General features: G+C 58.2%; 20 protein-coding genes. 7 read left to right on the top strand and 13 right to left on the bottom strand.

Features of this window, described 5'->3' with window-relative positions; all coding sequences use genetic code 11:
• The first annotated feature begins 7 nt into the window (after positions 1-7).
• From G410_RS0114260 to G410_RS0114240, 5 genes are all read left to right on the top strand, one after another.
• Positions 8-409 carry a hypothetical protein gene (locus G410_RS0114260; protein WP_022674343.1) on the top strand — a complete coding sequence of 134 codons (402 nt, stop codon included), beginning with the start codon at positions 8-10 and terminating at the stop codon, positions 407-409.
• 64 nt (positions 410-473) lie between these two features.
• Positions 474-1,013 (top strand): DUF2726 domain-containing protein, encoded by a 540-nt coding sequence (locus G410_RS16985; RefSeq protein ID WP_022674342.1) that lies wholly within the window; start codon positions 474-476, stop codon positions 1,011-1,013.
• A 12-nt stretch (positions 1,014-1,025) separates the two neighbouring features.
• Positions 1,026-1,235, top strand: a complete 210-nt coding sequence (locus G410_RS0114250; protein ID WP_022674341.1) for a hypothetical protein — start codon at positions 1,026-1,028, stop codon at positions 1,233-1,235.
• A gap of 145 nt (positions 1,236-1,380) precedes the next feature.
• Positions 1,381-1,776, top strand: coding sequence for a hypothetical protein (locus tag G410_RS0114245; protein ID WP_022674340.1), 396 nt, complete (start codon positions 1,381-1,383; stop codon positions 1,774-1,776).
• Positions 1,777-1,802: 26 nt separating this feature from the next.
• The gene (locus tag G410_RS0114240; RefSeq protein ID WP_156851974.1) at positions 1,803-2,243 is read left to right on the top strand and encodes a hypothetical protein; all 441 of its coding nucleotides are present in this window, start codon (positions 1,803-1,805) and stop codon (positions 2,241-2,243) included.
• Positions 2,244-2,279: 36 nt separating this feature from the next.
• Here G410_RS0114240 and G410_RS0114235 read toward each other — a convergent pair whose 3' ends face one another.
• The 6 genes from G410_RS0114235 to G410_RS16975 form a co-directional block, all read right to left on the bottom strand.
• Positions 2,280-3,155, bottom strand: a complete 876-nt coding sequence (locus G410_RS0114235) for a hypothetical protein (protein ID WP_022674338.1) — start codon at positions 3,153-3,155, stop codon at positions 2,280-2,282.
• The gene (locus G410_RS18085) at positions 3,115-3,294 is read right to left on the bottom strand and encodes a hypothetical protein (RefSeq protein ID WP_156851973.1); all 180 of its coding nucleotides are present in this window, start codon (positions 3,292-3,294) and stop codon (positions 3,115-3,117) included. Before G410_RS18085 ends, G410_RS0114235 begins: the two co-directional genes overlap by 41 nt.
• A gap of 183 nt (positions 3,295-3,477) precedes the next feature.
• Positions 3,478-3,687: a hypothetical protein gene (locus tag G410_RS16980; RefSeq protein ID WP_022674337.1), complete on the bottom strand. Its 210-nt coding sequence runs from the start codon at positions 3,685-3,687 to the stop codon at positions 3,478-3,480.
• 365 nt (positions 3,688-4,052) lie between these two features.
• Positions 4,053-4,460, bottom strand: a complete 408-nt coding sequence (locus G410_RS18080; protein WP_156851972.1) for a hypothetical protein — start codon at positions 4,458-4,460, stop codon at positions 4,053-4,055.
• A gap of 11 nt (positions 4,461-4,471) precedes the next feature.
• Positions 4,472-5,128 carry a DUF2231 domain-containing protein gene (locus G410_RS0114225; protein WP_022674336.1) on the bottom strand — a complete coding sequence of 219 codons (657 nt, stop codon included), beginning with the start codon at positions 5,126-5,128 and terminating at the stop codon, positions 4,472-4,474.
• Between the two features lie 218 nt (positions 5,129-5,346).
• Positions 5,347-5,736 (bottom strand): hypothetical protein, encoded by a 390-nt coding sequence (locus G410_RS16975; protein WP_033317712.1) that lies wholly within the window; start codon positions 5,734-5,736, stop codon positions 5,347-5,349.
• A gap of 230 nt (positions 5,737-5,966) precedes the next feature.
• Between G410_RS16975 and G410_RS0114215 the strand changes: the two genes are divergently transcribed.
• Both G410_RS0114215 and G410_RS0114210 read left to right on the top strand, forming a co-directional pair.
• Positions 5,967-6,254, top strand: a complete 288-nt coding sequence (locus tag G410_RS0114215; RefSeq protein WP_022674335.1) for a hypothetical protein — start codon at positions 5,967-5,969, stop codon at positions 6,252-6,254.
• Between the two features lie 84 nt (positions 6,255-6,338).
• Positions 6,339-6,779: a hypothetical protein gene (locus G410_RS0114210; protein WP_028971516.1), complete on the top strand. Its 441-nt coding sequence runs from the start codon at positions 6,339-6,341 to the stop codon at positions 6,777-6,779.
• Between the two features lie 13 nt (positions 6,780-6,792).
• Here G410_RS0114210 and G410_RS0114205 read toward each other — a convergent pair whose 3' ends face one another.
• The 7 genes from G410_RS0114205 to G410_RS0114175 are packed head-to-tail and all read right to left on the bottom strand — an operon-like array spanning position 6,793 to position 12,550.
• Positions 6,793-7,494: a PepSY domain-containing protein gene (locus G410_RS0114205; RefSeq protein WP_033317720.1), complete on the bottom strand. Its 702-nt coding sequence runs from the start codon at positions 7,492-7,494 to the stop codon at positions 6,793-6,795.
• Between the two features lie 56 nt (positions 7,495-7,550).
• On the bottom strand, positions 7,551-8,114 hold the full coding sequence (locus G410_RS0114200; protein ID WP_022674332.1) for a YybH family protein: 564 nt from the start codon (positions 8,112-8,114) through the stop codon (positions 7,551-7,553).
• 15 nt (positions 8,115-8,129) lie between these two features.
• Entirely contained in the window at positions 8,130-9,377 is a 1,248-nt protein-coding gene (locus G410_RS0114195; protein WP_022674331.1) for a copper resistance protein B, read from the bottom strand.
• Positions 9,374-11,191, bottom strand: coding sequence for a copper resistance system multicopper oxidase (locus G410_RS0114190; RefSeq protein ID WP_033317711.1), 1,818 nt, complete (start codon positions 11,189-11,191; stop codon positions 9,374-9,376). The genes G410_RS0114195 and G410_RS0114190 overlap by 4 nt, the downstream gene beginning before the upstream one ends.
• 45 nt (positions 11,192-11,236) lie before the next feature.
• Positions 11,237-11,809, bottom strand: coding sequence for an RNA polymerase sigma factor (locus G410_RS0114185; protein WP_022674329.1), 573 nt, complete (start codon positions 11,807-11,809; stop codon positions 11,237-11,239).
• Between the two features lie 6 nt (positions 11,810-11,815).
• Positions 11,816-12,250: a periplasmic heavy metal sensor gene (locus G410_RS0114180; RefSeq protein WP_022674328.1), complete on the bottom strand. Its 435-nt coding sequence runs from the start codon at positions 12,248-12,250 to the stop codon at positions 11,816-11,818.
• A 3-nt stretch (positions 12,251-12,253) separates the two neighbouring features.
• Positions 12,254-12,550, bottom strand: a complete 297-nt coding sequence (locus G410_RS0114175) for a hypothetical protein (protein WP_022674327.1) — start codon at positions 12,548-12,550, stop codon at positions 12,254-12,256.
• Between the last annotated feature and the right edge of the window lie 41 nt (positions 12,551-12,591).

The following is a 12,591-nucleotide window of genomic DNA, read 5'->3' as shown; positions in this document are numbered from 1 at the left end:
AACCATCATGCAAGCGAAACCCAACACATTAGCCGGTGCCGATACCACTCACCAGAGCCTCGCACAGATACTGGCTCAAGACCCCTCCATGCACAATTTTTCAAAGGCCGCCGGGCTTGAAGGATTAGCAAAGGAGCTGGAGGGGGAGAGAAGTTTTGTGTGCGATTTGGATCTGTACGGGGTCCAGGGTTGTGCAGATCTCCGCAACGAAGTGATGGAACATCATTTCGCGGCCGAACTCATCGCGCTGGGTCTGGCGATATTCGCTGCAGTGATCGTCGGCTCCCTTGCTGTCGCATTCGTCCACCTCGCTACCAAAATGGCCGCTCCGCTCGGAAAACACCGCATCTACGCCATTTTTCCGCGTCCTGGTGAGGCGCGGCGTCACCTGAAGGAACCTATCACATGACAAGACAAAGATCTGAACGGTCGCCGCATCTGGCAAGATTCGACCTCATCGCGGGAAGTCAGCCATGAAAGCCGAAACTTTGCTTCTCATGGCTGCGGCCGCCGCATTCCTTCTGGTCATCTTTCTTCGTTTTGCAGCGCCAGGCTATCTGTCCCGGCTCAAGGTCCGCCCGAAGCCGCTCATGACGCAGGCTGAACGCAGGGTCTGCTTCATGATCGAACGTGCTTTGCCAGGAGCGCGAGTACATTCGCAGGTATCGATGGGCGCGATCATGAACCCCGCGAAAGGTCTCACCAAGTCGGAATGGTGGACGACATTCAACAAGTTCAGTTCCAAGCGGATCGATTTTGTTGTCGAAGATCCTGAAACCGGCGCCGTTATCCTTCTCGTTGAGCTGGATGACCGAACCCACAATTCGCGAGGCGACCGCGACCGCGACCGGGACGAGCTGACGCGGCGCGCTGGCTTTCAGACAGTCCGCATTTCTGCAGGCAGACGGCCGACGCAACAAAGCATCGCCAGTCTGATCGGCGACGCGCTGGACATTGAAGAAGCGCTGCCGCCTCTCCCGGCAAAATCCCAAACATCGAGAACGAACGCCTGAAAGGAGGCCAAGATGGCATTTGATTACGAAGACGCAGGGACGTTCGGTAGCGAACGCGAAGCAAAGAATTGGGCGCATCGAAACAGGGTCGACTTGCGTGATCTGCATATTCGAAGCGTCGGCGGTGACCGGGTCGAAGTCGGCATCCGGAAGAGCAATTACGACAAGAAGGAAGATTACGACAACCGTCACGGCCAGCGAAAAGACGGTTTCTGGCGATGAAAAGTCCTCCTCACCTCACTGCAATTTCAATGAATTTCGGAGGCTCTGCCTTCGCAAATAATCCTCGATCACGTCGAAGAACCGCGACTTGAACGCGGGCCACCAACCGCCGGTCAATACCGGCTACAAGAAAAGGAAATGTAACATGATGAAGAAACTGATCGCAGCCGCCGCTTTGGCAAGTGCCATGATCGCCAGTCCCGCAATGGCCAGTGAGTGCTGCAAAGGGATCGATCCTTCCCACATGCACACCGCAGCTGACCTTGAGCGTGCTATTGCGGCCGATCAGGGCGATGCAAAAACACCTTCGAAAGGCGCCGAGCGCAGCGCGGAGTACCGCATCGTCCAGGCAAAGAAGATGAAAGCATATATGGCCGCCACCGCGGGCAAAACAGCGCGCAATTCGGCACTGAACGACGCTGTCAAATGCAGCGATTGTAGGCAAGTGAAAGTTGCTGCCAATTGCACTGACTGCATGGAATGCGACGATTGCGAAGTTGGTGCCGATTGCGACAGCGGGCAGTGCTCGAAAACAACGTGATGCATAGGGAATTGGGGGCCGGCACAATGAACGAACGACAGGCAAAGTGCCCGTTCTGCAGGCAGTTTATGACAGGATGGCGCTCGCGGTATCCTGCCAAGGCTTGCGATCAATGTGATCGGCCCCTTTTTCTCATGCCATCGATATTCAAACGCGATCATCTGGCGATTTTAAGTGCGCTGGATATTGCAAAGGTTCTTATGCTGCCAATCGTGACCGGTGCCACCATATCGTTCGGACTGGGCGGATTAACACCAAGCGAGTTCGCGGCAGTCGTTGCCAGCGCATTGCTTATGTGGGGGCTGATCGACGTTTGGGACGGAACAGCGGGATTGAAGACCGGCATCGACCGGGTCAAAAAGCAGGTTCAAAAAGGTGGCAAAGCGCGCAAGACGTCCGTTGCGAAGACGATTTTTGGATTTTCATCAGTTTTGCTCGGCGCGCTCGGTTTGCTTCTCATCATCTAACCTGCTGAACAAGCGACGCGTTGCAAGGTACATTCATCAGCTTTTGCCATAGAGCCGTTCGCCCTTGCGCAATTTCTGCAAGGACAAAACTTCCCATATGCGGCCCAGAGCGCTTCGCTGTCGCTCGATTTTCTGGATCATGTTTTTCAGCGTAATTATTCGAAATCTTTCATCGAGGCGTTCATCATCGACAAACGCTTGTATAACCTCGATCGGATCTCGGTTTATGTGCCGGTGAGATTGTTTTCCGGTGATGTCTTTCGACAAGAAGTCAAACAGCCGCTGAAGCGTTTTGATGGCTTCTTTCACATCACCATCCTCGAGGGCGCGATTGATATATTCCCGCAACACCAACGGAGCCGCTTCTGCCTGACGTTTGGCGGTGTCATCCTCTCTGTGCAAAACGGCAAGATTGCTGATGCGGCTTTGCAGACAGTGTAACGGATGCATGACTGGAATCGCGAGATGCTTGGTCTCACCGTTCTGAGTATATGGAACAATAATTTCGGCGACAAAATCATTGAGATGGTCGGGCCGCACGCCGAGGACGTGGCCGAGAAAGTCGATTTTGAGCTCTTTCCCGTCAACCAGCGCTTCTACAATGGCGGTTTGCGGCGTCTGATTGTCGATTTCAGGAATCAGAACTTTTCCGCCGAGGGCTGCTGCCAGCTTCTCGGCTGCGTCCTGCAAGCCGTAGTAGTCAATATCCTTGGATGTGTAAGGCCGATAAAGTTTCAGCTCTTCGAGATCAGAATAAAGCTCGGCCCACAGATTGAGCGCCTGCCCGCCGATAACAAACGCCCCATCTTCCAGCACAATGTGAGAAGCGATAGAAAGTACGGTCTCGGGAGCTAGCTGTTCGGGTACCAGATCAGGCTCGGCGGCGACGCACCGATGCGTTTGACAGATCAAGTGACGAGAAAAAGCCGTTCTGGCGATTCAGCGCTTCAGGTGATATGTTGCCAGCGTTCAAGTCACGATCATCCTGCACCCGGGCGCGTTGTTTTTCGCGCTGGCGCTCCATTGGATTGTATCGGTTGACTTGAGGCATGGTTATATCTTTCCTTGCTCCTGTTTAAGCACCAAAATCCTTTCCAGTCAATGAATGCGGTGGGACTGGCGGTTTTCCCCATATTCCATTTCTAGTCCGTTTGGGTAGAATAACCATGTTGATTCAAAGGCATAAACTGTCAGGAGCTTGAGCTCACGATAGAATGTGTCGATGTATTAGCGCTCAATCACGCCCAAACGAAACGAGAGGACTTAAGACGATATTTTCCAGAGCAATGACCCGGATGCGCAGCTGGATAAGTTCCGCATCCGACAGCGCGGGAATACCCCACTCGTCGCAGATGGCCGCACGCGCTTCCTCGGGGCCGCAGGGCAGTGTTCTACCTTCATCTTCCCACCGCGATACTGCGATATATTTCTTCTTATGGACCATTGATGGCTCTCCTCTCCAAGCTGGCCATCCGGACCATTGATCCGCGCAAATTCGGGCTGCGGACCAACCTTTACCGCGATCCAGACCCCTACCAAAAAACGGAACCCCGCGCAGGGGTTGGAGGCGCGCGGGGTTCCTGAGCGACCCCAGTGCACCTGCGACCCGCAGGGCTTGGGGGGGAGGGGCCGCTTTTCAGTTGATGCAGAGAGGAGTGGCGGAAAATCCGTGCGAGACATTTTTATCCGCGGCCTCCCTCGATCACCAAGTATCGTCACGCCGGTCCTGTCGCTCTATGGGTCGCAGCCTTCTCGCCGCGCCTTATCTAAAACTTCGCCCGAACAATCCCCTAGCCACCTTTGCTGCCGTTACATTCCTTCCATATCGTGACCAGTCATGGACTGCATATCGTGACCGGCATGTGGGTCGGGAGCTTGCGTCGACTCCCCTTTTGGTTCTGGACGCGTGATTTCCGGCGTGGGTGATGCGACGGGTTCGGATGACGGGCGAGAAGGCTGCGGCCTGGCAGGCGCTGCCGCAGGGTCTCCAGTCAAATTCTCACGGGACGCGTCCGCTTGTTGATCTTGAACATCGGCTGCGGTTCCATTTTCCTCCGGCAGTGCCGCAGCCGCCGGGGAGGCGGTTGGATCCGCAATCGTCGATGAGACATCTACTTCTTCAGGTGTTGGCGATCCCTGATCGCAGGCAGCAAGCCCCAGAGCCAGCACTCCCATAGAGATGGGCCCAACGATCTTCTTCCATTTTAATTGACGCATAATTCTATCCTTCAAAGCCAGGAAATACCAAGGTGGTCAGGGCCGTGCGCAAGTTCGCCGCCGAGAAATCCTTGGGCCAAAATGAGCACAGCCATCGAAAAAAGCGCAATGCGCAGCGCGGTCCGGCTCTCCGGGCGGCGGTGGGCTAGCGCGGCGAGCACAAGACCCAAAACGGCAATGAGCATGCCGTTCCAGCGATGGAGCTGCATAGCCGTATCACCGCCAAACCACAGTCCGGTGTGTATCCACCCGAATATGGCAGCAATGACGGCGCCGCCCGCACCGCCGTAAATGAGCACGCGTACGGCGGGCTCCAGCCCGGCTTCTCTACGCTTACCGATGAAGAGCTCGGTCAGCGCGGCCATCAGAAACAGGGCAATCGGGAAATGTATCGTGGCAGGATGCAATTTCTTGAGCACACCGACGATGCCTTCCTCGTTGACATCGGCGGTCTCTCCCGATGCCTCGTCGTGCCCGCCTGAAGCATGAGCGTCACCCGAAGCGCCATTCGATAGCTCCTGGGCTTCACCGGAATTGTTCGCTGGACTGGCTGTCGCAGGCGCAGCTGCATTCGCGGCCCCGCCATGCGCTTCGTCGCCATGCGCGTGCACCGGGCTGACCCAAAGAAGACTTGCGAAGACGAGCGCTAACAGTTGGAATGGCTTCATAATGACGGGTACCCTTTCATGGCGACTTACCGCTGAATATGCAGATTGCTACGCATCTGGAGCTCTCACCCCTCAGAACAATTTATTGAGGGTACGCTAGCGCGGGATGCATTCGAATTTCGCGTGCTCGGGCAATTGAACGTTTAGCCAAATTGCGATCCATGGCAGCGAGCGGAGCCCGGGGGGGGGGCGTTAGCACCCACCCGGGCCACCGGTTCCTAATCGTTCTGCGCCATGCCCTGCTGCGCAGCCATCTGCTCCATCATATCGTCCATCATCGTCATGCGCTGGTGACAGGCCGCCATCATGCCGGCGTTGTCCCCCTGCATCATGCCCGCCATGTGCTCCTGCATCTTTTCGCGGTGCTCGGCCATCAGTCTTTGGCGTTCGGCTGGATCGCTCGCGGCGCGGGCTTGCTGCATCAGCGCGCGCATTTCACCCATCTTTTCACGATGGGCCGTTATGGCCTCGGGATCCTGCATCATGTGGCCAGCGTGTTCCTGCTGCTGTGCTGCAGCTTGATTTACGTGGTCATGCTGCTGCTGTGCCATTGCCGGGGAGGCTGTCAGGCCAGTGGCCAGCAAGAGAGCTAGGGCTGTGCGGTTCATTGTCAAATTCCCTTTTGGGTCATGTGGTGGATGCCTTGTGCATTCATCACCTTTACGCAGCGAACGTCGCTCCCCCTCAAACAATCACGCAAAAGATGGTGGCGGCGAAGGGTAGGCCAACAGCCAAGCCGGTTGCAGCATTACTGATTTTCAGCCACGTTTTCGGCAGAAGCCGGGAGAAAAAAGAGAGGTGACGTCATGGTATCGGAAAAGACGCCGGGAATGCTGCAATGAGCGCGGTCAACGAAGACGGCAGCTGGGAAGTCCCGGAACCGGATCACGCCGAGCTGGTGCAGATGCGCATTCGTCTCATAACGCTCGAAAACATCGTTCTTGGCCTGCTGTCCGGAGCGAACAGTGAGCAGATCGAACAGATCAGAAAGCGCGCGGACATGATTGAGCCCCGTCCCGATGCGAGCAGGCACCCCCTCACCGAACTGGCAGCGAACGACATGCGCAAATTTCTTGACCGCGCTGCTCGGCTTGCCGACAATGCGGATGATGGAGGGGCTGAGTAATCTGGCAATGCAGGCGCAATCGAGGACCGAAAATGCAGGCCGCGCGCGGCTTCCTGATGCACAGATCTGCGGTATCTTGGCAACGTGACCAGAACCTATTGGCTAGTCTATATTTGCGGCAGCTTGATCGCGTTCGTCTGGGAAATTTACCAGATGCCGTTTTTCGTTTCCGGCAATCTCGAACCCTATGAACAGACCATTCGCTGCGGCATTGCGAGTTTGGGCGATGGACTTGTCCTGCTCGCAGCGTACACCCTCGCAGCCATGAAGGGTGGGCGCGCCTGGTTTCGGCGAGGCGCCAAGATACCTCATGCAATATACTTTGGTTTCGGGCTTGTCGTTGCAATCGCTGTCGAAATTATAGCGACGTCGCTACCGTCAGACAGCATGCTGAGCTGGCGCTATAGCGATCTCATGCCCCATGATCCATTGACCGGCATGGCTCTGATCCCGATCGCAATGTGGACGATCGTGCCTCTGCTGACGATCCTTCTGGTTCGGTTTGCTCAAACCGAGCGCAACTGAACTGCGAACAGCTTCAGGGAACGACTTCGCCAAGGCTCGCCCAGCGCTTGATCCTCGGAAACCTGTTGGCCAACAAGACGAAGCCCGAGATCGCGATAATTGTCCCGCCGATGCCGAACAGCAAAAGCCACCAGCTGTTGATGCGGTCGCGCTGCGTCCAGTCCATGATGTGCAGCCCCCAGATGAAATCGAAGAACCGCCACGTGTCGCTACGGGCGGAAAGGACCGCTCCGCTCGATGCATCGATATAGACCCGCGTGGTTGCCTCGTCATTGTAGGTGATTTGCCATGCAGGAAACGGGCCTCTGAATTCGGTGCCGACGCTTTCGTCGACAAGGCGCGCCGCGCGGATGGATGTTTGCGGACCCACCCAGGCGCGGCGCGCAATTGAACGTGCGGTGGCTGCGGGAATGGGAGATAACATCCGCCCGCTTTGTGGATCATGCAGGCTCACCATGCCATCGGCTCGCCGCACTTCGGTAACAGCCATGCCATCAAGAGCCCGCGACGTGATCGCGGCAATGCCATCGCGGTCGGACAGCCATTGCGGGATAGCTGCATCGGGCGGAAGTGTTTGCGCTGCGCGCGAGATGACGTGCTCGGATCGTACTTCCTCCAGATCGAGAAAGGACATCAAAGCTCCGGTGGCCATCCACAGAAGCACCTGAGCGCCGACGAAAATCGCCAGCCATTTGTGCAGCTTGCTGCCCAGCACATGCAGGCGCAGCTTAAACGAGCGTTTCGCCACTCGGTTGCCCCCTCCCGGACTGATCAGGGGTTCCGCGGCGCGCGAGACGAGGAATGGTATTGCACGATCTTCCACCCGGAAGCATCATGAGCGAGAACCGACGTCGCCACTCCTTCGCGATCGATCACGCGTCCATCCGCCAGTTCGATCCGATAAGTGTAGGTCTCTCGCCCATATGCCAGGTGGCCCATACGAGTAACCGCGACGGTTGGATCGCCGAAGGTGAAACTGGTGATCGCATCGAGTTCAGGTCCCAGGTGATGCTCCATGTAATGCGTGAAGCTGCCTTCGGCTTTTCCATTCTCGTAAACGAAGGATTCGTCGGCAAAAAGGGCATCCATTGCGTCAGCGTCGCGGGCAACCAATGCCTCACGGTAGGCAACCAGAGCCGCTTCTGCACCGGCGACATCGTCGTTCATGGCCGCCATGTGATCGGCATGGTTCATGCCTTGCGCCGAATGGTCCATCTCCATCGCCTCAGTTTGTTCCTGATGCGCCGAATGATCCATGGTTTGCGCCATCGCCGGTACTGCGGAAATTGCGAGGGCCGAAGCCATCAAACCTTGAATAATCATCGAATTTTTCATTAGTCTTTCCTTTCTCTAGAACCAGAACCGGACGCCGACGACGTAGTTCGTCACGCTGGGATCTTCGCCCTCAGCGCGGACATAATCGGCGCTGCCGCCAATCCGCCATTCCTGGGAGATGCCGATATATGGCGCAAATTCGCGCGCGAATTCATAGCGCAGGCGCAAACCGGCTTCGATCCGATCGATCCCCGCGCCAACTCCCAGCTCCGGAATGTCCTGCGCTGAAAGTGCAAGTTCGGCACGTGGCTGTAGGATCAGGCGCTGGGTGATGCGCTGGTCGATCTCCCCCTCAATGCGGGCCGTCACGTCGCCCTTATTGGAAATAAATGCCGCTGCATCCATTTCAAACTTGTAAGGAGCAATGCCCTGGATACCGATTACCGCATGGGTGCGTTCAGGTCCGGTCAGGTCTTGTCGGACACCTGCCTGGAAGTCGAAAAAGGGTGCGATGGCCCGGCTCCACAGAGCTTGGACCTCGGCCCCTTCGATCGGTTCGCCGAAGCTGCCTTCACCTTCGGATTTAAACCAGAACTTGTTGATATCGCCGCCGTAATAACCCTGGACGTCCCAGAGATAGCCGTCCGCGCCTTCGCGTGCCCTGTATTCCACGCGGTCGCCCTGTATCCATAGCCGCATGCCGCCATCGGTTTCGCGGACCAGCTCCTGCCGGGCTTCGTTCATGGCTTCCTCGCCCCAAATTGCAATACCGGCGCGCGCGGGGCCGCTGCCAGCTTCGGGCGGAGGCGGGAGGAGCGGGATCATATCGTCGGCAGACCCTTGCATTGCGGAATGATCCATTCCCTGCATGGCTGGTGACGGCGCGGAAAGCTGGCCCATCTGACTGTGGTCCATCTCGCCCTGGCTCGCCTGGCCTTGAGGCATATCGCCATGATTCATCTGGCTGTGATCCATTTCCATGGATTCCTGACCGGACTGCGCCATGGGCATCTCCATGCCCGAACGTTCTTCACCTTCGGCCATCGCCCCATGGTTCATCTGCGAATGATCCATAGTTCCGTGATCCATCGCCGGTTGGTCGCTGGCGGTCGGCTCGCAGGCGCCGTCCGCAACGGCATGGCCCATGTCCCGATGGCGCTGCGCTTCCTGCGCGCACCTGTCCGCAGCATCCTGGCCCGTGACCAGCCCAGCCCCGGGCTGGGGTTGACTGGTGTCATGCCCGGCATGCTGTGCCGAAGCCGGTGCCGACAGCATCGTTCCGGCTGCGAGCGAGGCAAGCAGGCTTGCTACAAAAGTCTTCATGCTTCGCTCCCGTCCGGACTGGCGACCGTGACGATCTGAAACATTCCGGCATGCATGTGGTATAGAAGATGACAGTGAAAGGCCCAGTCACCGGGCTCATCGGCTGTCAGGTCGAATTGGGCGCTGCCGCCTGGCTGCAGGATTACCGTGTGCTTCAAAGGCTGGCGATCCGCAGGGGCACCATTGACCAGTTCGAAGAAATGACCGTGGAGATGGATCGGATGCGCCATCATCGTGTCGTTGATGAGCTTGACCCGGACCCGCTCGTCGTAGGCGAAGCGGATCGGTTCGTCGGAGACAGCGGAAAACTTCTTGCCGTCGAACGACCACATGTAGCGCTCCATATTGCCGGTCAGATGGATTTCCATCCGCCGGGACGGCGTTCTGCCCTCCTGGTGGGGCGTCAGCGCGCGAAGCTTGCGATAATCGAGCGTGCGATGGGGCACATCGGCAAGACCGATTCCGGGATCGCCCATGCGATCCACCGGATTCATCGACACCATGTCGAGGCCGGGGCCAACCTCGACGTCCGGAGGCAAAAGCGACGTATCGCGCATCTGCATGCCCGACATGCCTGCCATCCCCGCCATTGCGTCGCCGTCCGGCGTTCCGCTCGAGCCATGATCCATGCCCGCCATGGCACCATCGTTTCCGTGGTCCATACCAGACATGTCACCACCACTGCCTGCACCGTGGTCCATTCCGCTCATCCCCATGTCTGCCATGGTCAGAAGGGGCGGGTCGCGCAGCGGAGGTATTGCTGCGCGCGCGCCGGGCCTGCTCGCCAGCGTCGCGATGCCCATGCCAGAGCGGTCCATCGACTCCGCCACCAGCGTGTAGGCCGGTTCCTCGCGCGGGGTGACGACAACGTCGTAGGTTTCGGCGACACCGATCTGCAGCTCATCGACCTCGACCGGTTCGACATTCTGTCCATCAGCCTGAACCACTGTCATGGGTAGGCCGGGGATGCGGATGTTGAAGAAGGTCATCGCGCCGGCATTGACAAAGCGCAGGCGCACCCGCTCACCCGGTCGGAACAGATACTCCAGATTGTCCAGCGGGCCATGGCCATTCAGAAGATAGGTATAGGCCGCGCTCGATACGTCGAGGATGTCAGTCGGCATCATGCGCATCTTCGCCCACATCCGGCGGTCTTCACCCGAGAGCGGGTAATCGTCGGTCCAGGTATTCTGGTTGTAGTTGAAGTAACCCTCGCCCTTCTTGAGTTTGTCGAAGATCGTGTGGGGCGACATGTCGCTGAATTCGCTCAGCACCACGATATATTCGCGGTCGGCCTGCACCGGATCGGGACCTGCGGGATCGACCACGATCGCGCCATAGTGGCCCGCCTGTTCCTGAAGGCCGCTGTGCGAATGCCACCAGTAAGTTCCCGATTGCCGCACGGGAAATTCGGCGGTGAAGGTCTCACCCGGCTTGACCCCGGGGAAGCTCACTCCCGGAACGCCATCGAGCTCAAATGGTACGAGAAGCCCGTGCCAGTGAATGGACGTATCTTCCTCAAGCTGGTTATGCACGTTTAGCCGGACCGTCGTTCCTTCCTGCAGGCGCAGGAGAGGTCCTGGAATACTGCCATTGACAGCGATCGCGCCGCCGCGCCTGTTGCCGCTTGCGAAGGCGGACCGGGCTACGGTGAGGTCGATATTCGGCCCCGCCACCTCGTCCAGTCCCTTACGGGCATTTCCCGCCAGGAGGTCACCGCCGCGCGCCCAGGCCGGCATTGCTCCGGCAAGGCCAAGCAGGCCCATCCCGCCTGCTCCCGTACCAAGGAATTTGCGTCGATTTACGGAAATCATTGAATGCGGCTCCTGATGTGACATACACCCACCCTTACGCGCCTGTCAGCTGTACCCCTCAAAGTTTTTGACCCGTTCTCTCAGCCGGTTGCGCGCACGATATATGCGCGTCTCGATCGCCTTCTCGGTCGTGCCGAGCAACGCGGCGGCTTCGGCCTGGCTTCGGCCTTCGACACTTACGAGCACAAGCGCTTCGCGCAGGCGTATGGGCAACCGCCCGATCTCCGCCTCGACGAACCTGAGTTGCTCACGGCTCGCTGCAAGGTTTTCGGGATCGGGCGTGTCGTCGGCCACCGCCTGTATCTCGTCAGAACTCGGAAAACCGAAGAAACCGACGACCTTCCTTCGGCGAAGTCGGTCGCGACACCGGTTCAGTACAATCGTCGTCAGATAGGGGCCGATGGGCTTGGCGGCATCGAGGCGATGCCGGGTGATCCATACCGAAGCGAGGCTGTCCTGGACCACGTCCTGAGCGGACGAGGAGGACCCCAGCATACGCGTCGCAAGCGCAATCAGCCGGGCGACGTGGGCCTCGACGAGAGACGAAAACGCCTGCCCGCTGCCGGCCACTACCTGCGCGACAAATATTTGTTCTGAATTGCCCCTTTTTGCCGGCATGCGGGATCAGCTGCGCGGGCTGTCGGTAAGAGCCTTGGACACTTGCTGGTCAAATCGTCTTTGCTGATCGGGGTCGAGAATTTCACGCATGTCGAAGACATGACGGACCGTTGATTTTTGTAGATCGCCCATGCGGGCATGAACCTCATCGATGGCCGCCCCCACCTCGGGTCCGTATTTGTGCTCGGCTTCCATCGCCTGCGCGAGTTGGGCGTTGGCAGCGCGCGCAGAGGCGTCGAGCCTGGCCCGTTCCACAGCGAAGCGCGCTTCGAGTGCTTCAAGGCGTTGCTTCTGCTCGTTGGTTAACGTGAGTTCGTCATGCACGAACGCGTGCAGGCCCGTATCAGCATCGTGATTGGCCCAGCGATCCGCGCCGAGCGCACCGAGACTACCGGCGAGTGCCGCGAGCAGCACAGCGAGGGCAATATGCAATTTCTTCAATGTCTAGCGCTCCACGTGCAGCAGCGCGGAGGGCGAGAGCCGCTCTCCTACAATGATACTATCTGCTATGCTTGCTTGCGAACCAGCAAATTGTGCAGGCCACCCGCTGGTGCCTGCGCCGGCTCCCAGGCCGACTACGAACAGGCCCGCGAACAAGGCCATCCTGCGGCGTCGTTCAACGATTTCGCCAAGCTGGCCAGCCCGTTGCCACACGCCGGTCATGAAATCGTCCGGGACTTCGAAGGAGTCCTGTGCGCCCAGCGTACCAAGCATCGCATCGAGTGTCTGATTGTCACGCATCCATTGCTCCTGTCGGTTGCCTGCTTCCTATACGCGATAGA

Source organism: Novosphingopyxis baekryungensis DSM 16222 (assembly GCF_000420305.1).
Lineage (GTDB): Bacteria > Pseudomonadota > Alphaproteobacteria > Sphingomonadales > Sphingomonadaceae > Novosphingopyxis > Novosphingopyxis baekryungensis.
The sequence above is the reverse complement of the archived record's forward strand: the minus strand, read 5'-3'. Positions and strand labels throughout refer to the sequence as shown.